This window comes from Microbacterium sp. UFMG61, assembly GCF_015354505.1.
Taxonomy (GTDB): domain Bacteria; phylum Actinomycetota; class Actinomycetes; order Actinomycetales; family Microbacteriaceae; genus Microbacterium.
In genome coordinates this window covers 238,983-263,496 of record NZ_JACAFP010000003.1, presented here as the reverse complement: position 1 = coordinate 263,496, position 24,514 = coordinate 238,983, and the positions used below count along the sequence as shown (strand labels likewise).

Below are 24,514 nucleotides of genomic sequence, written 5' to 3'. Positions count from 1 at the left end.
CTTCCCTGAAAGGCATCCCATGTCCTCCTCCCGCACCGCGGCTCGCACCGCCGGTGTCGCCGTCCGCGCGATGCTCGTGCTCACCCTCGTGCTCGGCGTCGGCTACACGCTCGTCGTCACCGGCATCGGTCAGCTGCTGCTGCCCTTCCAGGCGAACGGCTCGCCGCTCGCCGACGACAAGGGCAGCTCGCTGATCGGGCAGTCCTTCACTTCGACGGGGCTCAGCACAGGCACTTCGACGGGGCTCAGCACAGGCACTGCCGACGGCGAGGCGCTGCCCGAGTACTTCCAGTCACGCCCGTCGGCCGCCGGCGACGGCTACGACGGCCGCGGTTCGAGCGGCAGCAACCTCGGGCCCGAGAACGACGACCTCGTCGCCGCGATCGAGGAGCGCAGGGCGGCGATCGCCGAGCGCGAGGGCGTGAGCCCGGATGCCGTGCCGGCCGACGCCGTGACGGCATCCGGTTCCGGCCTGGACCCGCACATCAGCGTCGCCTACGCCCTGCTGCAGGTGCCGCGCGTCGCGGACGAGCGGGGCCTCAGCGAACAGGAGGTTGAGGACCTCGTGGAGTCTAGGATTCAAGGGCGGGATCTGGGATTCCTCGGCGACGAGCGCATCAACGTCGCAGAACTCAATCTCGCGCTCGATGAGCGGGAGGGCGAATGACGGCAGAGCGCCACGGCACTCGCGGGCGACTCCGCGTGCTGCTCGGCGCGGCCCCAGGTGTCGGCAAGACGTTCGAGATGCTCGCCGAGGGCAAACGGCTGCTCGGCGAGGGCCGCGACGTCGTGATCGCGATCGTCGAGACCCATGGGCGCGCGGCGACGGCCGCGCAGACCATCGGCATCCCCGAGGTCCCTCGGCGGGTCGACGAGCACCGGGGCGTGCCGCTGAGCGAGATGGATCTGGATGCGGTGCTGGCACGGCATCCAGAGATGGCGCTGGTCGACGAGCTCGCGCACACGAACACCCCCGGCTCGCGGAACGCGAAGCGCTGGCAGGACGTCGACGCGCTGCTGGCCGCGGGCATCGACGTCGTCACCACGGTCAACGTGCAGCACATCGACTCGCTCAACGCGGTGGTCGAGAAGATCACGGGCATCGCCCAGCAGGAGACGATCCCGGATGCCGTCGTGCGCGCGGCCGATGAGATCGAGGTCGTCGACCTCGCCCCACAGTCGCTCCGAGACCGGCTGTCGGCCGGACTCGTCTATCCCGCCGAGCGGATCGACGCCGCGCTGTCGAACTACTTCCGCCTCGGCAACCTCACGGCGCTCCGTGAACTGGCGCTGCTATGGCTCGCCGATGAGGTCGACAGCGCGCTGCGCAGCTACCGCGCCGACCACGGCATCGAGGGCACCTGGCAGGCGCGCGAGCGCGTGGTCGTGGCGCTCACCGGCGGACCCGAGGGCGAGACGCTGCTGCGCCGAGGCGCCCGCATCGCCGCCCGCTCGGCCGGCGGCGAACTGCTCGCAGTGCACATCGCCGCGCAGGACGGTCTCCGCGACGAGACGCCCGGGGCTCTCGCGGCCCAGCGCACGCTCGTCGAGTCGCTCGGCGGCAGCTTCCACCAGATCATCGGCGACGACATCCCGGGCACCCTCGTCGAGTTCGCGCAGGGAGCGGATGCGACGCAGCTCGTGATCGGCGTCAGTCGTCGGGGACGCCTCGCGGCAGCCCTGACCGGACCGGGCATCGGGTCAGAGGTCATCCGCCGTTCGGGCGACATCGACGTGCACATCGTCACGCACGCCGCCGCGGGCGGACGCGTCGCGCTCCCCCGCATCACCGGCGGAGCGCTCGGATGGCGGCGCCAACTGCTCGGTTTCGCGATCGCACTCGTCGTCGGACCGCTCCTCTCGTGGGCGATGTTCGCGTTCCGCAGCCCCGAGTCGATCACGGTCGAGGTGCTGGCCTTCCAACTGCTCGTCGTGATCGTGGCGCTCGTGGGAGGGGTGCGCCCCGCGGTCTTCGCGGCGGTACTGTCGGGCATCACACTGGACTTCCTCTTCGTGTCGCCGATCTTCACGATCACGATCGCGCATCCGCTGCACGTGCTCGCCCTGGCGCTGTACGTCGTGATCGCCATCCTCGTCAGCATCATCGTCGACCAGGCCGCCCGCCGTGCTCGCACCGCGCAGCGTGCCGCCGCCGAGGCCGAGCTGCTCGCCGCGGTGGCCGGCAACGTGCTGCGTGGCGACAACGCCGTGCTCGCGCTGGTCAGCCGCACGCGCGAGGCGTTCGGCCTCAGCGGGGTGCGCCTGCTCGCCCCCGACGGCGAGGTGCTCGCGAGCGACGGCGAGCCCGTGGCCGACGGTCGGGCCACCACCGTGCCCGTGGGCATCGACGGCGCGCTCGGGATGCTGGAGCTGCACGGCGAACCTCTCGACACCCCGGCGCGACGGCTGCTCGACGCGATCGTCGCCCAGCTCACCGCCGCGATCGAGCACACCGACCTGCGCGCCACCGCGCGCGAGGTCGTGGCGCTCGCCGAGACCGACCAGGTGCGCACCGCTCTGCTCTCGGCGGTGAGTCACGACCTGCGCCGCCCGCTCGCCTCTGCCGTCGCGGCGATCGGCGGGCTCCGCGGGGCGCACGGGCTGTCGGCATCCGATCGTGAGGAGCTTCTCGCGACCGCCGACGAGAGCCTTGCGACGCTGTCGTCGCTCGTGACCGATCTGCTCGACGTCAGTCGCGTGCAGGCCGGAGTGCTCGCCGTCTCGACCATGCGCCTCGATGTGGCCGGCCCCGTGCTCGCGGCGGTCGACGAGCTCGGGCTCGGGCCGTCCGACGTCGAACTCGCGCTCGACGGTGGCCTGCCCGCCGTGTCCGCCGACCCTGTGCTGCTGCAGCGCGTGCTCGTGAACGTGATCGCGAACGCCCATCGGCACTCCCCACCCGACACTCGTGTGATCGTGTCGACCAGCGCACTCGGCGAGCGCGCCGAGATCCGCGTGATCGACCGCGGGTCGGGCGTTCCCGCCGAGAAGCGCGACCAGATCTTCCAGCCGTTCCAGCGCCTGGGTGACACCGACAACACCACCGGCCTCGGCCTCGGCCTCGCGCTGTCGCGCGGATTCGCCGAGGGCATGGGCGGTACTCTGACACCCGAGGACACCCCCGGCGGTGGTCTCACCATGGTCATCTCCCTGCCGCTGGCGGGGGACCCCGATCTCATGCAGGAGGAGACGGAGTGAAGCTCCTCATCGCCGACGACGACCCGCAGATGGTGCGAGCGCTTCGGATCACGCTCGCCGCTCACGGATACGACGTCGTCGTCGCCTCGGACGGTGCCGCCGCCGTCGCCGCCGCCGCGCAGACGCATCCCGACCTGATCATGCTCGACCTCGGCATGCCACGACTCGACGGCATCGAGGTGATCCAGGCGCTGCGCGGATGGACGAACGTGCCGATCATCGTCGTCTCGGGCCGCACGGGTTCGGCCGACAAGGTCGAGGCGCTGGATGCCGGCGCCGACGACTTCGTCACCAAGCCCTTCCAGGTCGATGAGCTGCTCGCCCGACTGCGCGCTCTGTCTCGTCGGTCGGCGCCCGCCGGTGGGGAATCGACCGTCGGGTTCGGCGACGTGGTGGTCGACCTCGCGACCAAGACCGTCACCCGCGCCGGATCCCGCGTGCACCTGACACCGACCGAATGGCGGATGCTTGAGCACCTCGCCCGGCATCCCGGCGCCCTGGTCACGCGGCAGGATCTGTTGAAGGAGATCTGGGGCAGCGAGCAGGTCTCCGACTCGGGCTACCTGCGGCTGTACATGTCGCAGCTGCGCAAGAAGCTCGAGGCCGAGCCCAGCACCCCGGTGCATCTGCTCACCGAGTCGGGAATGGGCTACCGGCTCGTGGTCTGAGCCTGTCCGGACGGTCGGCGTTCACGATTCAGCACGAGCACGGATCCGAGGCCCGGAGACAGAGGGGTTCGGCGTCGCCGACCAGATCCATGCTGAGTTCTGAACGGGGTGTGTGCTCAACGCTTCGTGATGGTGACCGCGACCGTGTCGCCGATGTCCTTGCCGAGCGCCTTCCGCACCTTCGCGTTGAGCGACACCATGTGGCCGCCGGTGCCCGTGACCATCGCGCCGACGTTCTCGAGCTTCACCGCGTCGATCAGCGCGTCGACCCGGACCGTCTTGCCCGTGCCGAAGAAGTCAGCGGACCCGGGGATCTCGACGCAGCTCCACGTCTCGCCCTGGACCTCGACGCCGATCGGCGCCTCGAACGTCTTCTGATCCGCAGTCATGAGCCCAGACTAATCACAGCTGCGCGGGGAGTCACGCGGCGACGTCGGCTCGAGACCGGCGCAGTCCACCGACGATGCCGGCAGCGACGAGCACGACAGCAACGATGATTCCGGCGATCGCTGTGACCGTGCTCTCGGGCTCATCGGTGAGGCGTCCGACGGCGAGCCAGCTCAGCCCCCAGGCAGTGGCCAGAGCGGGAGCCAGGCGCTTCGTCACGAGTGCGCTGGCGACGCCGATCACGAGGACCACGGCGAGCACGGCGACGGCCCAGATCTCGGCCTGGTCCTCCCAGCTCGCGGGGGCGATCTGCGTGAACCAGGCAGCCGTGTTCGCGACGGTCGCGATGGTGACCCACCCGAAGTGCAGTCCGTTCGCCCCGTCGACGACGATGCGTTCGGGCCAGCTGCGGGCACGGCTGCGGCCGAGGATCACGATGACGCGGGCGAGCGTCGCGAGCAGGACGGCGATCATGAGGACCGTCAGGGGAAGAGACAGGAACTGCGCCGTCACGAGCCACAGGCCGTTGAGGACCATCGATGCGGCGATCCATCCACCGACCGCGCGCTGACGGTCATCCGAACGCTGCGCCGGCAGGGCCTGCCACACCGTGTAGGCGATGAGCCCGATGTAGATCAGCGTCCAGATCGAGAAGGCGGGGCCGGCCGGGGCGAGATACGACCCCTGGGCGGAGAGCGCTCCGTCTTGCAGCTCACTCACGGATGTGCCGCCGAAGGCGCCGGATCCGACGGCTGCGGCGATCAGCATGAAGGTCGCCGAGGCGATGACGACTGACTGGCGGGCGATGTCCTGCGTCCGGGATTCCATGCTCGCACGCTACGAGCGGCAGAGAACCTTGCACAGACCCTTGACACTAGAAAGGCATACAGCTAGCCGGGCTAGACAAACGTGGCGCACCGTGATTGACGCTCCATGTCGGGCGGCCTTCGGCACGTCGGGCGGCCAACACCGCGTCGGCCGCGCACCGCGTCGGGCGGCCACCGCGTCGGGCGGCCAACACCGTGACGGGCGGCCTCTCACGCAGCATCCCTCCGCCCATCACCGAGAGTTCCGCCCCACGAGGTGCAGACACCGGTGACACCCGCCCCCAAGCAGCCCACTCCACGGTGGACGGCGCACCACGTCGGGCGGCCGACACCGCGTCGGGCGGCCTTTCAGCCAGCATCCGTCCGCCCAACACGGAGAGTTCCGCCCCACGAGGTGCACGCCGCAGGCGGTGAGGCGCCCGCGTCAGGCTGCGACGGCCGCGTCGATCAACACCTCGGCGGCATTGCGCGCCTGCACGGCGACCTGCGGGTCGGCGGCGATGGCCGCGGTGCTCTGGGCGCCCTCCGCCAGGATCGACAGCTGCGCGGCGAGGGATGCCGGGGCCCCGGCGTCCACCACGAGACCCGCCATGTACTTCTGGAACGACGCCTTGTGCTCGCGCACGATCCGGGCTACCTCGGGGTTCGTGCCGCCGAGCTCGCCGAACGCGTTGATGAACGCGCAGCCGCGGAAGTCGTCGGTGCAGAACCAGTCCTCGAGGTACCCGTAGACGGCGAGCAGCCGATCGCGCGGATCGGCACCGGCATCCGCCACCGCGCCGGTCAGCCCGGTCTCCCACTCCCCGTGCTTTCGCGCGAGGACGGCGGTCACGATGTCGGTCTTCGACGGGAAGAGGGCGTAGAGCTTGCGCAGCGACACGCCGGCCGCGGCCCGCAGCTCATCCATGCCGACAGCCGCGTAGCCCTTGCGGTAATACAGCTCATCGGCCGCCGCAAGGATCTGTTCACGCACTGTTCCATCGGTCATGATCCCAGTGTACTTGACATGAGAACGACCGTTCTCTACAGTGGGAGACATCAGGTGAGAACGATCGTTCTCACCGAACCGAAAGGATCAGGATCATGGGTTACATCACCGTCGGAAACGAGAACAGCGCCCCGATCGAGCTCTACTACGAAGACCAGGGATCGGGTCAGCCCGTCGTCCTGATCCACGGTTACCCGCTCGACGGACACAGCTGGGAGCGCCAGACCCGCGAGCTCCTCACCCAGGGCTACCGCGTCATCACGTACGACCGCCGCGGCTTCGGCGGATCGTCGAAGGTGAACGCCGGCTACGACTACGACACGTTCGCCGCCGACCTCAACACCGTGCTCGAGACCCTCGACCTGCGCGACGTCGTGCTCGTCGGCTTCTCGATGGGCACCGGAGAGCTCGCTCGCTACGTCGCGAAGTACGGCCACGAGCGCGTCGCGAAGCTCGCCTTCCTCGCCTCGCTCGAGCCCTTCCTCGTGCAGCGCGACGACAACCCCGAGGGCGTGCCGCAGGACGTCTTCGACGGCATCGAGACCGCCGCCAAGGGCGATCGCTTCGCCTGGTTCACGCAGTTCTACAACGACTTCTACAACCTCGACGAGAACCTCGGTTCGCGCATCAGCCAGGAGGCCGTCACCGGCAGCTGGAACGTCGCGATCGGCAGCGCTCCCGTCGCGGCCTACGCGGTCGTCTCATCGTGGATCGAGGACTTCCGCGGTGATGTCGAGGCGGTGCGCGACGCCGGCAAGCCGACCCTGATCCTGCACGGCACCAAGGACAACATCCTCCCGATCGACGCCACGGCTCGCCGCTTCCACCAGGCCGTCCCCGCAGCGACGTACGTCGAGGTCGAGGGCGCCCCGCACGGCCTGCTCTGGACCCACGCCGACGAGGTCAACGCGGCGCTGAAGGACTTCCTCAGCAAGTAATCAGCGACCACCGCGGCATCCGGACCCGAACCGGATGCCGCGGCATCCGTCTGCGTACGCGAAGTCGCCTCGCGTTCCCGTCGCAGTTCGTGTCGCCCGACTCGGCTCGGAGCAGCACGAACTGCGACCGGAACAGATGACTCGCACAGCCGGCGACACGAACCGCAACCGGAGCGATTAGCGTGAGTTGATGAGCGATGGAACCAATCCGGCAGCGCTGGTCGAGCACCAGGACGAATGGATGCATCGCGCAGGGCGGATGCTCTCGACGCTGCTCCCGGCCCTCGACGGTCTCTCCGGCATCGAGGCCGTGTCCCTCGACCACATCGGCTCGACCTCAGTCCCGGGGCTGCCTGCCAAACCGCTCCTCGATCTGCAGCTGCGGATCTCTCCGCTCCCCGACGACGTCGACCTCTGTCGCAGACTAGAACCGCTCGGCTATGTGAGGGCGCGCGGATCACGCCCCGACTCCCCCGGCGTCGATCGCGATCAGCCACGCGGTTCGGTCACTGTCGATCCCGCTGTCTGGGAGAAGTCACTGTTCTGGCACGAGGGCGAGCAGGCGATCCTGCACATCCGGCGCTCCGACTCACCCTGGGGCCTCTATACGGTCTGGTTCCGAGACTGGCTGCGCGCGGTCCCGGAGGCTCGCGACCGGTATGCGGCCGAGAAGCGCAGACTCAGCGTCGAGCAGATCGGCAAGCCCGACTACGACGACTACACGCGGGCGAAGACGGGCTTCTTCGACCTCGTGCAGTCGGAGTTCGAGAGCTGGGCCGCCGCCCGCGGCTGAACGCGCTCCCGCTCCCGCTCCCGCTCCGAAGGAGGCCTCCCGTGGCAAGAGAGCGGATGCCGGATGCAGTCCTTGAGAGCCCGGTATCCGCCTCAGGATGCCGGGCTCTCGCCGCGTCAGTGAAGGTCGCAGTTCGGGATGCCCGCGCCGCCAGTTTGGGTCGCAGTTCGTGACGTTCGCTCTCGTGACGTTCGCTCTCGTTCCGGTCGCAGTCTGTGCCGTCGCGCCATACTCGGAGCGGCGCGAACTGCGACCGGAACGCCGAGCACCGAGCGCGGGCGGCACGAACTGCGACCGGAACGACGGCCAGAGGCCAGCAGACGCCGGACACCGGATGCCGGACACCGGATGCCGGACACCGGATGTCGGATACCGGATGTCGGACCTCGAATGCCGAACCCCGGATGCCGTCAGCGCTTGACCGACACCGTGAGCGGCTTGCTCTGAGTGCTGCCGCCGGCGTTCACGAACTCGACCCGGTAGGTGTGCTTCCCCACCGCACGGTCGGCGACCGGCACGGCCACGCGCTGTGCGGCAGGGCTGTTCGCACCCATGTCGCCTTCGGAGATCAGCACGCCGTCTTCGTAGAGGCGGTAAGACGTCGCGTTCGTCCCCCACCACATGTCGGCGGTGAGCGTGTACGAGCCGTCACCGTCCCCGTTGTCGGCCGAGAGCACGGGTGTGCCGGGAGCAGCATCCTTCACCTTCACCGTGACGGGCTGCACTGCGGTCGTCCCGCGGGAGTTCACGAGCTCACCGGTGTAGACGTATGTGCCGTTCTTCTTGCCGGCCACGGCGACCTGTGACGTCTGCGCCGCGGTGCCCCCGAACGTGAGCGGCACGGTCGTGATCAGCACCCCGTTCTCGAACAGCCGCAGTTTCGTGGCGTTCGACCCCCACCACAGGTTCATGGTGACGGTGAAGTCGCCGTCGAGGAGTCCGGTGTCGTGGCCGTTGTCGTGCGACAGCACGCCTCGGGCCGGCGCGGCCGTCGCCGCGTCCTTCAGCACGAGCGCGTCGAGCGCGGCATCCAGCGCGCTCAGCGCCCCGGCGACGGCGGACGCGCTCGGGCTCGCCGCGGACAACACGATGTCGGCGCGGCCGATCGCTCCGGGCACCGCGACCGTCGACGACTCGACATAGGCCGCCAGGTCGAGGGCGGCGGCAGCATCCCGCCGCTCCCGCAGCACCGAGGTGTCGGCATCGACCGCGGGTTCGCGCACGAGCTCGAGGTCGTCGATCGTGCCCCACGCCCCGGCAGGCAGGGCAGCAGCGACCCGCACCACGGCTGTGCCGTCGGCTCCGACCTGCAGCGCCTGAGTCGTCGGCGTCGACCACACGCGCCAGCCGTCGAGAGCGAAGGCCGCCGGCGCCCCCGCGGCAGACGACGACAGAGACAGGGCGACCTTTCCGTCGGTGCCTTCGCCGTCACCCTGCAGTGATGCCCGCGCCACATACGACCCGGCGGGAAGCCCCGTCACGGTCTGCGCGAGTTCAAACGAGTACGCGGATGCCGAGTAGAAGTGCGCCGAGTGCGTGCCGCTGTGGGGGTCGTCCCACGCACGCAGGCTCAGACCGGATCCGGTGGCCCGCCACATGCTCGTATCGGCGTCCTCGAAACCGGGGTTCTGCAGGTAGTTGCGTGCCGAGACGGTGACAGTGGCAGTGGCTGCGAGACCGGCATCCGTCGTCCCCGTGATCGTGTACTCGCCGACGCCCTCGATGAACTCCGCACCCGGCGACCAGGTGACCGCCTGCTGCTCCGATGATCCGTCGTTGTAGAGCGCCGTGACCTCACTCGGCAGCTCGACGGCATCGCCCTCGACCAGCGACAGGGCGGCGGGCTGCACCGACTCGACGGCACGAGGAGCCTGAGCACCGGTGCGCACGTACGAGAAGATGTTCAGCGCGTCGGATGCCGTGCCGTCGAACCCGAACAGAGCCTGGTTGTCCCATGCGGATCCGCCGAACCACTGGCCGGCATCATGCGGCTCGTACTCGCCGGCGAAGCTCGACGCCCATCCGGATCCGTCGCGCTCCCACAGCACCTTGTTCTGCTCGAGCTGCGCCGGAGGCCCGACTGGCAGCCACGCGGGCTCCCAGTAATACACCCCGATGCCGGCCTCGCCCACGTCGGCGACGGCCTGCACGACCGCGCGCACGGCGTCTGCCTGACCCTGCACGCTCACCGGATACTGCGTCGCCTCGGAGGGCAGGTCGATCACGTTGCCGTGGCCGTCTCCGTCGTCGAGCGTGAACGCCCACGAGGTCTCGGCGACCATGACCTTCTTGCCGTACGTGTCGGCGACGTGTGAGAGCACGGCCGTGAGGTTCGCCGGGGTGCCGTGCCAGAACGGGTAGTACGACGACGCGAACACGTCGTAGTCGACGTCGCGGCGGTCGAGCTGCGCAGCGACGTCGGCGTAGAACCCGGCGCGCTCGGGGTTCGTGAAGTGCAGGGCGACGAGCGTGTCGGGCGCCTCGGCGCGCACGGCGGCGGAACCGGCCGAGAACACCTTCGCCATGTCGTCCCAGCCACGCACTCCGGCGACCCCGCCGTTGGTCTCGTTGCCGACCTGCACCATGCGCAGATCCACCCCCGCGTCGACCAGGCGTCGCACCGCGTCGCGGGTGAAGACGCCGACCTCGGCGGCGACCTGATCGGCCGTCATCCCCTCCCACGCCTTAGGGGCCTGCTGCTTGGCGGGGTCTGCCCAGAAGTCCGAGTAGTGGAAGTCGACGAGCACGCCGAGTCCGGCATCCGTCGCGCGCTGCGAGATCTCGATGGCCCGGTCGACGTCGACATCGCCGCCGCCGTAGCCGTTGCCGTTCGCGTCGAACGGGTCGTTCCAGACGCGCACGCGCACGTCGGTGACACCGGCGTCGGCGAGGATCTCGAACAGGTCGCCCGGGGTGCCGTCTGCGTCACGGAACACGACCCCCGACTCCTCGAGCGACAGCACCGACGACACGTCGACGCCGCCGATGAAGCCATCGGGCAGGTTCTCGACGCGGGGGACGGTGATGGTGGCATCCACCGGCTCGACCGCAGCGGACGAGACGAGCGCGGATGGCGCGGCCGAGGCCGGCAGCGCCACCCCGATCAGGGCAACGGCGGTGACCGTGGCCAGGGCGGTGGAGAGAAGGGAACGCGTGCGACGGTGCATGACGGCCTTTCGAGCAGTGTGGCCCTTCGACAAGCTCAGGGACCGGAGAGGAGGATCAGCCCTTGACGGATCCCTGGGTGAGCCCGCCCACGATGTACTTCTGCAGCGAGAAGAACAGCGCGAGCACGGGTACGGCGGCGACGACGACACCGGCGGCGAAGAGCCCCCAGCGCGAGGTCAGCTGATTCGAGACCCACTGGTACATGCCGACCGCGAGGGTCCAGTTGTCCTCGGAGGTGAGGATGATCTTCGACAGGATGAAGTCGCCGAAGGCCGCGAGGAACGCGAGCAGCGCGACGACCGCGAGGATCGGCACGACCAGCGGCATGATCAGCCGCCAGAAGATCTGCGCGTGGCTGGCCCCGTCGATCTTCGCCGACTCGTCGATCTCGACGGGGATCGTGTTGAAGAAGCCGTACATGAGGAACGTGTTCGCGCCGAGCGCGCCACCCAGGTACACGCAGATCAGGGCGATCTTCGAGTTGATGCCGAGTGCCGGAACCACGTCGCCGATCGTCTGCAGCATGAGGAAGATCGCGATGAAGGCGAGCGCCTGCGGGAACATCTGCAGCACGAGCAGCGTGGTGAGGCTCGCCCGTCGCCCGCTGAAGCGGAAGCGAGAGAACGCGTAGGCGCCACAGGCGCCCATGAGCACCGAGCCGACCGCGGTCACCCCGCCGATCAGCAGGGTGTTGCCGAACCAGACCCAGTAGCGCGATTCGCCGAGCGCGATGTAGTTCGCGGGGTCGAAGGCACTGAACAGGGCGCTGGATGCCGCGAGGCTGCCGTTCGGGTTGAGCGACGCCGACAGCACGTAGACGAGGGGGAATGCGGCGAAGAAGAGCACGACCACGGCGAGGATGTACTTCCACCCGACATCGCTCCACCACCGACGCCGACGCGCTCCCGCGCGCGCAGCCTGGGCATCCTTCGGGGAACCGGTCACGATGACCCTGGTCTCACTCATCACTGGTACTCCTCGAGCTTGCGGGTCTGTCGGAAGCTCAGCGCCGAGATGAGACCGACCACGATGAAGGCGACGATCGACAGGGCGCTCGCGAGGCCGTAGTCGGCCGCACCACCCGAGACGCCCGAGACGTCGTAGATGGCGGAGACGAGGATGTCGGTCGAGCCGAGTGCGTACGGCGCCCCGGCGATCGCCGGCCCGCCGTTGTTGAACGTGTAGATGACGGTGAAGTTGTTGAACGCGACGGCGAACGAGGCGATCAGCAGCGGCGCGGTCGAGACGAGCAGCAGCGGCAGCACGATCGCCCGGAATCGCTGGATCTTGTTCGCGCCGTCGATCTCAGCGGCCTCCAGGGTCTCGCCTGGCAGCGACTGCAGCGCACCGGTACAGACGAGGAACCAGTACGGGTAGCTCAGCCAGACGTTCACGAAGATCACGGCTGCGCGGGTGAGCCACGGGTCGCCGAGCCAGTTGATGCTGGATCCGAAGAAGAACAGGTCGTTGATCACACCGAACTCGGCGTTGAACATGCCGCGGAACAGCAGCGCGGCCATGAACGCGGGGAACGCGTAGGGGAGGATGAACAGCGCACGGAGGAACCGACGCCCCTTGACGCGAGGGTCATTGTAGACGATCGCGAGACCGAGTCCGACCGCGAAGCTCAGCACGACCGAGAGGATCGCGAACGCGAAGGTCCAGACCGTGACGCTCAGCAGGGTGCCCGCGAGGTTCGCGTCGGTGAAGAGCTTCAGGAAGTTGGCGAACCCGACGTTCACCGACCACCCGGTCGGCAGCGCTGTGCCGTCCTCGGCGACGAATGCGCCGAGCTCGGTGGCCGAGTAGACCGTGCCCGATTGCGTGTCGGTGATGGTCTGCGCCTCGGCATCCCACACCAGAGTCGGCTCGTAGACCGAGCCCGTGGATCCCTCTCGGGTGCGGATCGACCCGTCGTTGGGGTCGTCCGAGACGGGCACCCGGAGGTCTTTGATCGTCGCGCCGAGCGTGGGGTCGGTGAGCACGGTCGCGCGGGGGATGACCGTCCATCCCGGCACCTCGCTGGGAGCACCGGTCGTGCCCACCTCGGCTCCGGATGCCGCGGCCAGCGGCTCATCGGCCGAGCCAACGCGCACGTCGCCGTCGTCGTCGACGATCGCGAAGCCGAGCTCGCCGCCCCGCTCGACGATCGACAGCGGATAGTCGGCCGACCCCTCGACGCGGCGCTCACCCTGGATCAGCGCGGCCTCGACGGCCTGCTCCTGCGTGCCGACATGGCCGGTGCCGTAGTTCGTGAAGGCGATGTAGGCCGTGTAGCCGAAGATGAAGACCTGGAAGACGAGCAGGAAGATCAGCCCGGGCAGCAGGTACTTCAGGGGCAGCGCCCGGCGGGTGAAGTACACCCAGTCGGCGATGATCACCAGCAGAACGACCACGCCGAGGACGATCCACGACTCGGCGCTCCAGGCCGAGATGGCCGTCATGATGCCGAAGGCGTTGACCAGCGCCATGAGGGCGAGCTTGATGAGGAATCCCCAGCCGAGACCGCGGAAACGGCGGGCGTGGGATTCGCGCGAGGGCTTCACCACGGGGGTGGGCGCCTCGGTGGGCGGTGCCTGGATCGTCATGTGTGCGTCCTGTCTGCGGATCGCGGGATGGGGAGGGGTTCGGGCCCCTCCCCATCCGGCAGGATCAACCGGCGAGCGTCGTCTCGAGGTCGGCGACCATGGTGTTCCACGTCGACACGGGGTCGGCGCCGTTGATGATCTGCACCTGCGCGGCGTTCCACAGGTCCCACACCGATCCCATCTCGGGGATCGACGGCATCGGAACGCCGCCCTGAGCCGAGGCCACGAAGCCGGCCGTGATCGGGTCGGACGAGACCTCGTCGGCGAGCGTCGACCACGCGGGGATGCGGGGATCGGCCTCGTACAGCGCACGCTGCGCGTCTTCGGTACCGAGGTAGTTCGTGAGGAACTCCTGAGCGAGGAGCGCGTTCTTGCTCTTGCTCGACAGGTAGAAGCCCTGCACGCCCACGAACGGAGCCGCGGCCTCGCCACCCGCCGACGGAATCGGGTTCACGGCGAGGTTCACACCCTCGAACGCGCTGATCGCCCACGGACCCTGGATCGTGTAGGGCGCCTTGCCCGACGCGAACAGCTCGTTGTTGATGTCGTAGTCGATCGTGGTCGAGATGTATCCGGTGCCGGTCGAGCCGTTCGCGCCGAGCCAGGTCGCGAACGCCTCGCCGGGCGCTCCGCCCATGCCGACCTCGCTCGTGTACGAACCGGTGTCGTCCTGCACGAAGACCGGGGCGCCGAACGACGTCTGCAACCCGTACATCGTGTAGCCGTCGCCGGTCTCTCCGGCGGTGTTAATCACGACCGGACGTTCCGTTCCCGCAGCGACGCCCTTGGCGATCAAGTCGTCCCAGGTGGCCGGAGCGTCGGCGCCGACGAGGTCGACGTTCTGGATCAGGGCGATGGTCTCGAGCGAGTACGGCAGTGCGTAGAGCTGGCCGTCGTAGGTCATGGCGTCGAGGGCGACCTGCTCGAACTCCGACGCCTTGTCGCCGAGGTCGATCGTGTCGACGACGCCGGCGGCGACGAGTGCACCGAGCCAGTCGTGGGCGCCCACCGTGATGTCGGGACCCTCGCCGGTCGGGACCTGGGCGATGAAGTCGTTGCGGAGGTCCTCGAAGTTCTTCTGCACGAGGGTGACCGTGGCGCCGGTCTCCTCCTCGAAGGCCTCGGCGGCTGCGGTGATCGCGGCTTCGCGCTCGGCATCCGTCCAGATGACGAGTTCCGCGCCGTCTCCGGATGCCGCGTCGTCGCCGCCCTCCGAAGCGCCGGCCGAGCAGCCGGCCAGGAGGACGACCGCCGACAGAGCGAGTGCGCCGACTCCGATGTGCTTGCGCATGCGTTTTCCTATCTGTTGTGGCCGACGATGCGCTTCGCGCCATCGCGACCGGGGTGAGTGGGTGTTCAGTTGGTGCCCTTCGACAGGCTCAGGAACCCACCGAAGGAGTTGGCGCCCTTCGACAGGCTCAGGAACCCACCGAAGGAGTTGGTGCCCTTCGACAGGCTCACGAACCCGCCGGAGGAGTGCTGGTGCGGATGACGGCGACGCCGCCGGCGGCGACGGTGAGGGCACCCGAGATCTCGGCGCCCGTGAGCAGTTCGACGCCCGAGGCCTCGAGCTCGACATCGTCGTCGCGGTGGTTCACGGCGATGCGGTAGACCGCCTCGGCGCCGTGACGCGTGATGACCTCGAGGCCTTCGGCGATGCCGGACGCCGCGATGTCGGCATCCGCATAGACCTCGTGCAGGAGAGCGCGCATGCCCACGGCATCGAGTCGAGTGCCGACGTACCAGCCGGTGCCCGAGCCGTGCGTGTTCCGCGTGATCGCGGGCTCGCCCTCGCCGGGGCCTCCCGCGAAGTTCGCGATGACCTCGGCTCCGTCGAGCGCGATGTCCTCCTGCCAGACGTCGGCGATGATGCCCTCGTGATCGACCCAGTCGAGTCCGTGGCTCTCGCCCTCGCGCAGCGGCAGGAACTCCTCGATCGTGAGCCCGAGCGCGTCGCGCAGCGGGGCGACGAAGCCACCGGCGTGCACGGCGTCGTTCTCGTCGACGATCGCCGAGAAGAACGACACCAGCAGCGTGCCGCCGTCGTTCACGAAGGCCGTGAGGTTCGCGGCATCCGCGGCGCTCAGCATGTACTGAGCCGGGGCCACGACCAGGCGGTAGCCCGAGAGGTCCTGGCCCGGCAGGGCGAAGTCGACCGTGATGCCGTCGCGCCAGAGCTGCTCGTAGAAGCGGCGCACCTGGGCGGCATGCGTGACGTCCTCGGACGGACGCCACTCCAGGTCCTGCGCCCAGAACGACTCGAAGTCCCAGAGGATCGCCACGTCGGCCTTCACCGTGGTGCCCTGCACCTCGTCGAGTCGGCCCAGCGCTGCGCCGAGATCGACGACCTCGCGGAAGACACGGGACTCCGCTCCGGCGTGCGGCAGCATCGCGGAGTGGAACTTCTCGGCGCCCGAGCGACCGGCCCGCCACTGGAAGAACAGGATGCCGTCGGCACCGCGCCCGAGGTGGGTCAGCGAGTTGCGCTTCATCTCGCCGCGGCGCTTGGCGATGTTGCGCGGCTGCCAGTTGACGGCCGAGGTGGAGTGCTCCATGAGGATCCACGGCTTGCCGCCGCCGACCGAGCGGCTGAGGTCGGCGGCGATCGCCAGACCGATGTGCGCGTCTTCATCGGCAGCCCACAGGTAGTGGTCGTCCGAGACGATGTCGACCTCGCGGCCCCACGCCCACAGATCCGTCGTCCAGCTCTGGTTGGCCATGAAGTTGGTCGTGACGGGCTGGTCGGCGTGCGCGCGGATCGCGTCGCGCTCGGCGATGAAGCACGCGCGCAGCTGGTGATCCGTGAAGCGGGCGAAGTCGAGGCGCTGCGCGGGGTTCACGACGCTCGGGGCGATGGCCGGGGCACCGACGTGCTCCCAGGCCGAGTAGTGCTGCCCCCAGAAGGCGGTGCCCCACGCGCTGTTCAGCGCCTCGAGCGAGCCGTACTTCTCCTGGAGCCAGAGCCGGAAGGCGACGACCGCGTTCGGCGAGTAGTCCTCGCCGACGGGAACGCCGTACTCGTTGTGCACGTGCCACAGCACCACGGACGGATGCTGCGCATAGCGCGCCGCGAGAGCATCCGCGATCCGCACGATCGCCTCGCGGTAGGCCGGCGACGAGTGCGACGCCATACCGCGGGAGCCGAAGCCCATCGTGCGACCCTCGCGGTCGATCACGTGCGCCTCGGGGTGGTTCGCGAAGAACCAGGCGGGCGGGGATGCCGTCGGGGTGCCGAGGTCGACACTGATGCCGTTCTCGTGCAGCAGGTCGAGCAGCTCGTCGAGCCAGGCGAAGTCGAACTCGCCCTCGGCGACCTCGATGAGCGCCCACGAGAAGATGCCCACGCTGACCAGGTTCACGCCGGCCTCGCGCATCAGGATGACGTCTTCACGCCACGTCTCGGGCGACCACTGCTCGGGGTTGTAGTCGCCGCCATAGGCGATTCCGCGCAGGTCGGGCCAGGCGTGGGGGGAGGTCATCGGCACTCCATCGGGTCGGTGCGGTCGTGGTGCGGTCCCGACGTGCTGTCGCTCTTTCGACTGGGACCGGTCTCAGCCTGTCTCATGAGACGTAACTGGGACCGGTCTCAGTTCTACCCCAGGCTGATGACCGATCACAACCGTCGTTACCGAACTGAGACCGGTCCCAGTTTCGACTACCACTGGACGGGATGCTGTCTGTAGAGTCACACCGATGAGTGACGACAGCGCGCGGCGCAAGCCGACGATCCGCCAGATCGCGGTGCAGGCGGGGGTATCCCGCAGCACCGTGTCTCGCGTGATCAACGGCGGGCACTGGGTGTCCCCCGACGCCAGGCAGGCGGTCGAAGAGGCGATCCTCGCCACGGGCTACACCGCCAACCACCATGCGCGCAGCCTCGCGACCGGCCGCGCCGGCTCGCTGGCCTTCCTGCTGACCGAGCCGCAGCAGCTGCTGTTCGACGACCCGACGTTCGCGCTGCTGCTGCGCGGCGCCGCCGAAGCCCTCGCCCAGAGGTCGATGACCCTGGTGCTGCTCGTGGCGGGAACACCCGCCGAGCGCGCCAGCGTCGCCCAGTTCCTCAGCGCCGGCCACGTCGACGGCGTCATGCTCATCTCGTCGCACGAATCCGACCCGCTGCTCGATCAGCTGATCGAGGTCGGCATCCCCACCGTGTGCTGCGGCCTGCCGCTCGGTCACGAGCGCGACCTCTCGACGATCTCCGTCGACGAGGTCGCCTCCGCCCGCGCGATGGCCGCGCACCTCGTGGCACAGGGGCACCGTCGCATCGGCATGATCGCGGGCCCCGACGACACCCCCGGCGGGCGCTACCGCCTGGTCGGGTTCCGCGAAGAGCTCGGCGATCGGTTCGACGAATCGCTGGTCGAGGTCGGCGACTACTCGTACGAATCAGGGCAGGCCGCCATGACCCGGATGCTCGAGCATGACGTCGACGCCGTGTTCGCCGCCTCCGATCGGATGGCCGCAGGGGCCATCGCCGCCGCCCGCCGCGCAGGACGCCGGGTGCCCGAGGACATCGCGATCGCCGGCTTCGACGACTCGGGCCTCGCCGCCACCCACGAGCCCCCGATCACCACCATGCGCCAGCCGTGGGATCAGATCAGCGCGCAGATGGTCGCCGTGCTGCTCGAGGTCATCGCGGGAGCATCCCCTCGCTCGGTCGTCCTCGACACCGAGCTCGTGGTGCGCGAGAGCGCGTAGCGAGATCTGGGTCCCGCTCCCGCTCCCGCTCCGAAGGAGATCTCATACAGCGAAGGACCGGATGCCGGATGGGGTCCTTCGATACGTGAGATCTCCTCCGTTGCGCGCGAGTCCCTCGCACGGACCAGGACCAGGTCAAGCCCGGTCGAGCACCTCGCGGAGCTTCGCGGCGAAGGCTTCGGGCTGGCCGGCATAGCCGAATTCGCCGCCCATGAACCCACCGTGGTGGCTGGGGAAGACCGTCGCCTGCTGGCCGAGCTGTTCGGCAAGAGCGATCGCGGTGCGACCGGTGTAGACCTTCAGCGATTCCTCCCCGACTGCGACGACGATCCGCGTGGGCGCGGCCCTCAACGCCTCCAGATCCGGCTCGTAGAGCGGCACCGCCCATGAGAGTTCGGACAGCAGCGGATCGTCTCGCGTGCCGTCGTCTTCGGTCGGCATCCCGAAGGCCGCGGGGTCGGGCGCAGGCTGGGCGAGGAACTCGTCGGTGACTTCACCCTCCCACGAGGTCATCGCGACGAACGCCGCCATTCCGGCGCCCCATCCCCTCTCCTGATATGCCCGGGTGTAGGCCACTCGGGCTCGATGCACCGCATCGGCATCCGGCAGCACACTGTCGATCGGCGGTTCGTGCGCGATCAGCGTCGCCACGTCGTGCGGGTGGGCCGTGACCAGAGCGAGCGCGGTGACCGCCCCACCGCTGCTCGCGAGCATGTCGACGGGTCCGACGCCGAGCGCCTCGATGATCGCGTGGACGTCCTCCGCCTGAACCTCCGGCTCGTTCGTCTGTCCACCGTCCTTGCGCGTGCTGCGCCCGAGACCCCGAGGGTCGTAGGTCACGACGGTGCGATCGTCGAACAGAGCCACCTGCGCCTGGAATCCGCTCGCGTCCATCGGCTGACCGATCATCATCAGCGGAGGAAGACCATCCGCCGACGGCAGCGGCCCATGAACGTCGTAGACCAGATCGACCTCAGGGAGCTCGAGCGTGTGCTGCGTCATCGGGGGCCTCCTCGCCGTCGACTGATTCCACTGGGATGCTACGGCGCGGCGCCCGAGTTCGCCACCGGCGCGACTGTCGCCGGGCCGATGGGCAACTCCCCTAGCGAAGGAGACCTCACGGCGCTGAGGATGTCGGATGCAGTCCTTCGCTCCGAGAGATCTCCTTCGTTGCGAGCGCAGCGAACCAGAGCGCAGCGAACCAGAGCGCAGCGAACCAGAGCGCAGCGAACCAGAGCGCAGCGAACCAGAGCGCAGCGAACCAAAGGCGCAGGCGAACCAAAGGCGCAGGCGCAGGCACCCTCAGCCGCGCATGGCGACGCCGTGTCGCCAGTAGCCCATGAAGGCCACCTGGCCGCGGTCGATGCCGAGGTCCTTCACCAGGTGGCGGCGCAGCGTCGTCACGACACCGCTCTCGCCGGCGATCCAGAAGTAGCGCTCAGCAGGAGCATCCGTCGCCGCGATCTCCTCGCCGAGGCCCGAGTAGTCGGGCGTCTCCCAGAGCAGGTCCTCGGACTCGATGTCGGTCACGGCGATCTCGTCGCCGGCATCCGCGTCACCCAGGTATCCGAGCACGGCGGGGATCAGCCGCACACCGTGGGGCTCACCGAGATCGCGGGGCAGCCAGTGCACCTCGACCCCCGCTGGCACGTCGATGCGCAACACGTCGGCGGGCGACGGCACCTCGAGGAAGGCCACTCCGCGCAGATCACGGGGCGCGTCTTCGAGGATGCGGGCGATCGCCGGGGCAGCCGTCTCGTCGCCGGCCAGCACGACCGAGGCCGCGGAACCGGGCTCGTACTCGGCGCCGTGATGATCGGCGGCCGACACTCCGCGACGCGGTCCGACGATGAACAGCTCCTGACCGACGGCGGCCGCATCGGCCCAGCGCGACGCGGGCCCCGTGAGGCCGGGTGCCAGGTGCAGCACGAAGTCGACATCGAGCTCGGTGCCCGCATCGGTGACACGCAGGTCGCGCACCGAGTACGTGCGCATCGAGCCGCGCTCGGCCTCGGGCACGGCGAGATACGACCCCCACCAGTCGTCGGTCTCACGGTCGAGATCGGGCAGGATGCCGGATGCCGGCGGGAAGACGATCTTGATGCGCGAGTCATAGGTGTCACCCGGGGTGCCGAACTCGCCGAGCTCGGTGCCCCCGAACGTCACCCGCACGAAGTTCGGCGACACCCGGGCGACTCCGCGCACCTCGGCGCGGGCCAGCACGTAGGTGGGGCGTTCGGTGGTGGTCTCAGCGGACATGATGCCTTCCGATCGGGGTCACCATCGGCTGGCCGGAGACCGGGTCCGTGGTGATCTGGTTGGCGAGGCCGAAGACCTCTTCGACGTGCTGCGCGGTGACGACCTCGTGCGGGGTACCGGCCACATGCACGCGGCCGTCCTTCATCGCGACGAGTTCGTCGGAGTACCGCGCGGCGAGATTCAGGTCGTGCAGCACCATGACGATCGTGGTGCCGCGCGAGACGCTCAGGTCGGTGAGCAGGTCGAGCACCTCGACCTGGTGTGCGACGTCGAGGAACGTCGTCGGCTCGTCGAGCAGCAGGATGTCGGTCTCCTGCGCGAGCGCCATCGCGATCCACACTCGCTGGCGCTGGCCGCCCGACAGCTCGTCGACACTGCGGTCGGCGAGCTCGGTCGTGCCGGTCGCCGCGAGAGCATCCGCCACGACCTCGTAGTCGTGCGCGCTCCAGCGGGAGAGGATCTTCTGATGCGGATGCCGTCCGCGGCCCACCAGATCGGCGACGGCGATGCCCTCGGGCGCGATCGGCGACTGCGGCAGCAGGCCGAGCACACGCGCGACCTCCTTGGTCGGGCGCGCGTGCACCGACTTGCCGTCGAGCACGACCTGCCCCGCGGTCGGCGAGAGCAGGCGGGCGAGCGAGCGGAGCAGCGTCGACTTGCCGCATCCGTTCGCGCCCACGATCGTCGTGATCCTGCCCGGAGCGATCTCGAGGTCGAGGTTCTCGATGATGGTGCGGTCGCCGTAGGCGAGGGTGACCGAGTCAGCGGTCAGGGTGTGCGCCTCGGTCACAGGGAGCCTCCCGAGCGGTTGGTGCGGATGAGCAGATAGATCAGGTACGGGGCGCCGAGCACACCCGTGATGACGCCGACCGGGTAGCGCTCGCCGAGCGCGAACTGTCCGATCAGGTCGCTCGCCAGCACGAGCACCGCGCCGACGAAGGCGCTGGGCACCAGCAGGTTGGCTCCCGGCCCGGTGATGCGCGCGGCGACGGGCCCGGCCATGAACGCGACGAATGCGATCGGTCCGGTCGCTGCAGTCGCGAAGGCGAGCAGGGCGACCGCTCCGACGATGAACAGCACGCGCGTGAGGTTCACCCGCACGCCGAGACCGGACGCCGAGTCGTCGCCGAGCTGCATCGCGCCGAGCGCACGCCCCTGCGAGAGCATGAGCGGCACGATGACGGCCGCGGCGATCGCGAGCGGCACGACGCGCTCCCACGAGGCGTTGTTGAGGCTGCCGGTCAGCCACTGCATCGCGGTCTGGATGTCCCAGCTCGCGGCGCGCGACAGGATGTACGAGGTCACGCTCTGCAGCATCGCCGCGACGCCGATCCCGATGAGGATGAGTCGGGTGCCGGCGAAGCCGTTCTTGATCGACAGCAGATAGATCACTGCCGCGGTGAGCAGCGCGCCTCCGAGCGCGAAGAGCGACACGACCGGGCCGTTGAGGGACAGCACGACGATGCCGATGACGGCCGCGGCACCGGCGCCGTTCGAGAGGCCGATGATGTCGGGCGACGCGAGCGGATTGCGCAGCAGCGTCTGGAACGTGACGCCCGCCATGCCGAACGCGAGGCCGGTGAGGATCGCGAGCACCGCGCGCGGCAGACGGAGCTCGCCGACCGTGAACGAGGCGCCGGGCACGGTCTCGCCGAGGATCACACGGATCACCTCGTCGATCGAGTAGAACGTGTTGCCGATCATGAGCGCCACCGTGAACAGCGCGAGCAGGAGCACGCCGAGCACGATCGTCGCGACCGCGTGCCTGCGGTGGCGAGCGCGACGCCCCGCGATGACGGCGGCGACCTGTGCGCTGCCCGATGCCGGCGGCGTCATCTGCGAACGTGCGGGACGGTTCATGGTGCTCACAGTTCACGCACCTTCGTACGACGCACGATCCAGATGAAGAACGGTGCACCGATGATCGCGGTGATGATGCCCACCTGGATCTCCTCCGACGAGGGCGCGATGACACGGCCCACGATGTCGCTCGCGAGCAGCAGCGCGGCCCCCGCCATGGCGGAGAACGGCAGCAGCCAGCGGTGATCGGTGCCGATGAGCATCCGGCAGACATGCGGGATGACGAGGCCGACGAAGCCGATCGGACCTGCGATGGCGGTCGCGGTGCCGGCGAGGATCACGGCACCGAGGGCCGACATCAGTCGCGTGCGGAAGACGTGCTCGCCGAGCCCCTTGGCCATGTCGTCGCCGAGCGCGAGGGAGTTCATGCCGCGGGCGCTCGCGATGCAGATCAGGGCGCCGAGGGCGAGCACGGGTGCCGTGATCGCGATGCGCGGCCACTCGGCGCCGCCGACGCCACCGATCTGCCACGACTGGAAGGCCTGCAGCAGGTCGACGCGGGGAAGCATGATGGCGCTGATGAGGGAGGCGAAGGCGGCGGATGTCGCGGCTCCGGCCAGGGCGAGCTTGAGCGGCGTCGCACCGCCTCGGCCGAGGGAGCCGACGGTGTAGACGAAGGTCGCAGCGACCGCGGCGCCGGCGATCGCGAGGGCCATCTGGCCGTAGGGGTTCGTCAGGCCGACGAAGGCGAGGCCGAGCACGACGGCGAGCGAGGCGCCGTTCGAGACGCCGAGGATGCCGGGGTCGGCGATCGGGTTGCGGGTGACGGCCTGCATCGTCGCGCCGGAGAGCGCGAGAGCCGCACCGACCAGCACCGCGAGCACGGTGCGCGGGAGGCGCTTGATGATCGCGGCCTGGGCCAGCGTGTCATCCTGACCCGCGAGCGCCGCGACGATGTCGTCGATGCTCACGGCGCGCACGCCGAAGGAGACCGAGAGGATGCAGAGCACGAGCAGCACACCGACTCCGACGAGGAGCCAGAGGGTGCGCGCCCACGCCGGGCGCCGCAGGTCTGCGGTGCCCGGCGTGGGGACGGTGACAGCGGTCACGAGCGGGTCAGATCAGGCGGTGACGCCTGGGATCACTGCGCGAGCGGTGCTGCCAGAAGGGCGAGGTAGTCGCTGAGACCCCACGGGATCGACAGCGGCGACGGGTTCGCCGAGGCCGCGATCGGGGTGGCGTCGGGAAGGATCGCGATGCGACCCTCGGCGATGGCCGGGATCTTCGACAGCAGCGGGTCGGCCTGCAGCGTCGCGATGAGCGACTCGTCGCCGTAGGTCACGAACAGGTCGACATCAGCGAACTTGTCGGCCTGCTCGGAGCTGACGGAGAGGTAGAACTCCTCGCTGTCGGCGTTCTCCTCGACGATCTCCGGAAGCGGCAGCCCCAGGTTGTCGTGCAGGTAGCCGGGGCGCGTGTCCGCAGCCGTGTAGTACCCGATCTGGCTCAGGTCGGTCGGGTCGATGTAGGCGAACAGGACCTTCTTGTCCTTGAGGATGCTGTTCTCCTCGAGCGCGGCCTCGCCGTCGGCCTGCAGCTCTTCGATCAGAGCCTCGCCCTCGGCCTCGAGACCCAGAGCCTGGGAGTTCATCTCGATCATCTCGTCGACCGTCGTTCCCCACGGAACCTCGGGGTACGCGACGACGGGAGCGATCTTCGACAGCTGGTCGTACTGCTCCTGCGTCAGACCCGAGTACGAGGCGAGGATGACGTCGGGCGCGGTGTCGGCCACGGCCTCGTAGTCGATGCTGTCACCGTCGTCGAACAGCACGGGCTCTTCGCCGCCGAGCTCCTCGAGCTTCTCCTCGACCCAAGGCAGGATGCCGTTGTCGTCGTCATCGCCCCACGTCGCCTTGCTCATGCCCACCGGCACGATGCCGAGGGCCAGCGGAACCTCGTGGTTGGCCCACGCGATCGTCGCGACGCGCTCGGGCTTGGACTCGATCGTGGTCTCACCGTAGACGTGCTCGATCGTGACGGGGAAGGCGCTGTCGTCGGCCGGGTTGCCCGCGGCGGAGTCGGAGCCGGTGTCGGCGGCGGGCGTGGCGCAGGCTGCGAGGCTCAGAGCGATCGCGGCGGCCGTGCCGACGGCGGCGAGAAGACGGGAAGTGCGCACAGGCGGTCCCTTCGGGTTCGGGT

Annotated in this window: 20 protein-coding genes; 6 read left to right on the top strand and 14 right to left on the bottom strand. The window is 69.2% G+C overall.

From position 1 onward, the window contains the following. Nucleotides 1–19: 19 nt before the first annotated feature. The 3 genes from kdpC to IXW21_RS04980 are packed head-to-tail and all read left to right on the top strand — an operon-like array spanning nt 20 to nt 3,866. The gene (kdpC, locus tag IXW21_RS04990) at nt 20–667 is read left to right on the top strand and encodes a K(+)-transporting ATPase subunit C (RefSeq protein WP_194763154.1); all 648 of its coding nucleotides are present in this window, start codon (nt 20–22) and stop codon (nt 665–667) included. Beyond that, the gene (locus IXW21_RS04985) at nt 664–3,198 is read left to right on the top strand and encodes an ATP-binding protein (RefSeq protein ID WP_194763153.1); all 2,535 of its coding nucleotides are present in this window, start codon (nt 664–666) and stop codon (nt 3,196–3,198) included. The genes kdpC and IXW21_RS04985 overlap by 4 nt, the downstream gene beginning before the upstream one ends. Then, on the top strand, nt 3,195–3,866 hold the full coding sequence (locus tag IXW21_RS04980; protein ID WP_194763152.1) for a response regulator: 672 nt from the start codon (nt 3,195–3,197) through the stop codon (nt 3,864–3,866). The genes IXW21_RS04985 and IXW21_RS04980 overlap by 4 nt, the downstream gene beginning before the upstream one ends. 116 nt (nt 3,867–3,982) lie before the next feature. On the opposite strand, the gene IXW21_RS04975 is transcribed toward IXW21_RS04980, so the two are convergent. The 3 genes from IXW21_RS04975 to IXW21_RS04965 form a co-directional block, all read right to left on the bottom strand. Beyond that, a complete protein-coding gene (locus IXW21_RS04975; RefSeq protein WP_194763151.1) occupies nt 3,983–4,255 on the bottom strand; it encodes a DUF1905 domain-containing protein in 273 nt (90 codons plus the stop codon). A gap of 31 nt (nt 4,256–4,286) precedes the next feature. After that, nucleotides 4,287–5,081 (bottom strand): TspO/MBR family protein, encoded by a 795-nt coding sequence (locus IXW21_RS04970; RefSeq protein ID WP_194763150.1) that lies wholly within the window; start codon nt 5,079–5,081, stop codon nt 4,287–4,289. A 423-nt stretch (nt 5,082–5,504) separates the two neighbouring features. Continuing rightward, on the bottom strand, nt 5,505–6,068 hold the full coding sequence (locus tag IXW21_RS04965; protein WP_194763149.1) for a TetR/AcrR family transcriptional regulator: 564 nt from the start codon (nt 6,066–6,068) through the stop codon (nt 5,505–5,507). 95 nt (nt 6,069–6,163) lie between these two features. On the opposite strand from IXW21_RS04965, the gene IXW21_RS04960 reads away from it, so the two are divergent. Both IXW21_RS04960 and IXW21_RS04955 read left to right on the top strand, forming a co-directional pair. Further along, the gene (locus IXW21_RS04960) at nt 6,164–7,006 is read left to right on the top strand and encodes an alpha/beta fold hydrolase (RefSeq protein ID WP_194763148.1); all 843 of its coding nucleotides are present in this window, start codon (nt 6,164–6,166) and stop codon (nt 7,004–7,006) included. Nucleotides 7,007–7,196: 190 nt separating this feature from the next. Then, complete coding sequence (locus tag IXW21_RS04955; protein WP_194763147.1) at nt 7,197–7,799, top strand: GrpB family protein; 603 nt, start codon at nt 7,197–7,199, stop codon at nt 7,797–7,799. Between the two features lie 410 nt (nt 7,800–8,209). Here IXW21_RS04955 and IXW21_RS04950 read toward each other — a convergent pair whose 3' ends face one another. The 5 genes from IXW21_RS04950 to IXW21_RS04930 all read right to left on the bottom strand — a co-directional run bounded on the left by IXW21_RS04950 (nt 8,210) and on the right by IXW21_RS04930 (nt 17,034). Beyond that, nucleotides 8,210–10,966, bottom strand: a complete 2,757-nt coding sequence (locus tag IXW21_RS04950; RefSeq protein ID WP_194763146.1) for a glycosyl hydrolase 53 family protein — start codon at nt 10,964–10,966, stop codon at nt 8,210–8,212. A 55-nt stretch (nt 10,967–11,021) separates the two neighbouring features. After that, nucleotides 11,022–11,933 (bottom strand): sugar ABC transporter permease, encoded by a 912-nt coding sequence (locus tag IXW21_RS04945; RefSeq protein ID WP_194763145.1) that lies wholly within the window; start codon nt 11,931–11,933, stop codon nt 11,022–11,024. Then, nucleotides 11,933–13,555, bottom strand: coding sequence for an ABC transporter permease subunit (locus IXW21_RS04940; protein WP_194763144.1), 1,623 nt, complete (start codon nt 13,553–13,555; stop codon nt 11,933–11,935). The genes IXW21_RS04945 and IXW21_RS04940 overlap by 1 nt, the downstream gene beginning before the upstream one ends. 64 nt (nt 13,556–13,619) lie before the next feature. Continuing rightward, nucleotides 13,620–14,846: a sugar ABC transporter substrate-binding protein gene (locus IXW21_RS04935; protein WP_194763143.1), complete on the bottom strand. Its 1,227-nt coding sequence runs from the start codon at nt 14,844–14,846 to the stop codon at nt 13,620–13,622. A gap of 166 nt (nt 14,847–15,012) precedes the next feature. Further along, nucleotides 15,013–17,034, bottom strand: coding sequence for a beta-galactosidase (locus IXW21_RS04930; RefSeq protein WP_194763142.1), 2,022 nt, complete (start codon nt 17,032–17,034; stop codon nt 15,013–15,015). 214 nt (nt 17,035–17,248) lie between these two features. Between IXW21_RS04930 and IXW21_RS04925 the strand changes: the two genes are divergently transcribed. Then, entirely contained in the window at nt 17,249–18,256 is a 1,008-nt protein-coding gene (locus IXW21_RS04925; RefSeq protein WP_194763141.1) for a LacI family DNA-binding transcriptional regulator, read from the top strand. 135 nt (nt 18,257–18,391) lie between these two features. Here IXW21_RS04925 and IXW21_RS04920 read toward each other — a convergent pair whose 3' ends face one another. From IXW21_RS04920 to IXW21_RS04895, 6 genes are all read right to left on the bottom strand, one after another. Continuing rightward, nucleotides 18,392–19,258, bottom strand: a complete 867-nt coding sequence (locus IXW21_RS04920) for an alpha/beta fold hydrolase (RefSeq protein WP_194763140.1) — start codon at nt 19,256–19,258, stop codon at nt 18,392–18,394. A gap of 300 nt (nt 19,259–19,558) precedes the next feature. After that, the gene (locus tag IXW21_RS04915) at nt 19,559–20,515 is read right to left on the bottom strand and encodes a siderophore-interacting protein (RefSeq protein WP_194763139.1); all 957 of its coding nucleotides are present in this window, start codon (nt 20,513–20,515) and stop codon (nt 19,559–19,561) included. Further along, nucleotides 20,505–21,305: an ABC transporter ATP-binding protein gene (locus tag IXW21_RS04910; protein ID WP_194763138.1), complete on the bottom strand. Its 801-nt coding sequence runs from the start codon at nt 21,303–21,305 to the stop codon at nt 20,505–20,507. Before IXW21_RS04910 ends, IXW21_RS04915 begins: the two co-directional genes overlap by 11 nt. Next, nucleotides 21,302–22,375, bottom strand: a complete 1,074-nt coding sequence (locus tag IXW21_RS04905; RefSeq protein WP_228528172.1) for a FecCD family ABC transporter permease — start codon at nt 22,373–22,375, stop codon at nt 21,302–21,304. Before IXW21_RS04905 ends, IXW21_RS04910 begins: the two co-directional genes overlap by 4 nt. A 5-nt stretch (nt 22,376–22,380) precedes the next feature. Continuing rightward, a complete protein-coding gene (locus tag IXW21_RS04900) occupies nt 22,381–23,424 on the bottom strand; it encodes a FecCD family ABC transporter permease (protein ID WP_194763137.1) in 1,044 nt (347 codons plus the stop codon). 32 nt (nt 23,425–23,456) lie between these two features. Continuing rightward, entirely contained in the window at nt 23,457–24,491 is a 1,035-nt protein-coding gene (locus IXW21_RS04895) for an iron-siderophore ABC transporter substrate-binding protein (RefSeq protein ID WP_194763136.1), read from the bottom strand. Between the last annotated feature and the right edge of the window lie 23 nt (nt 24,492–24,514).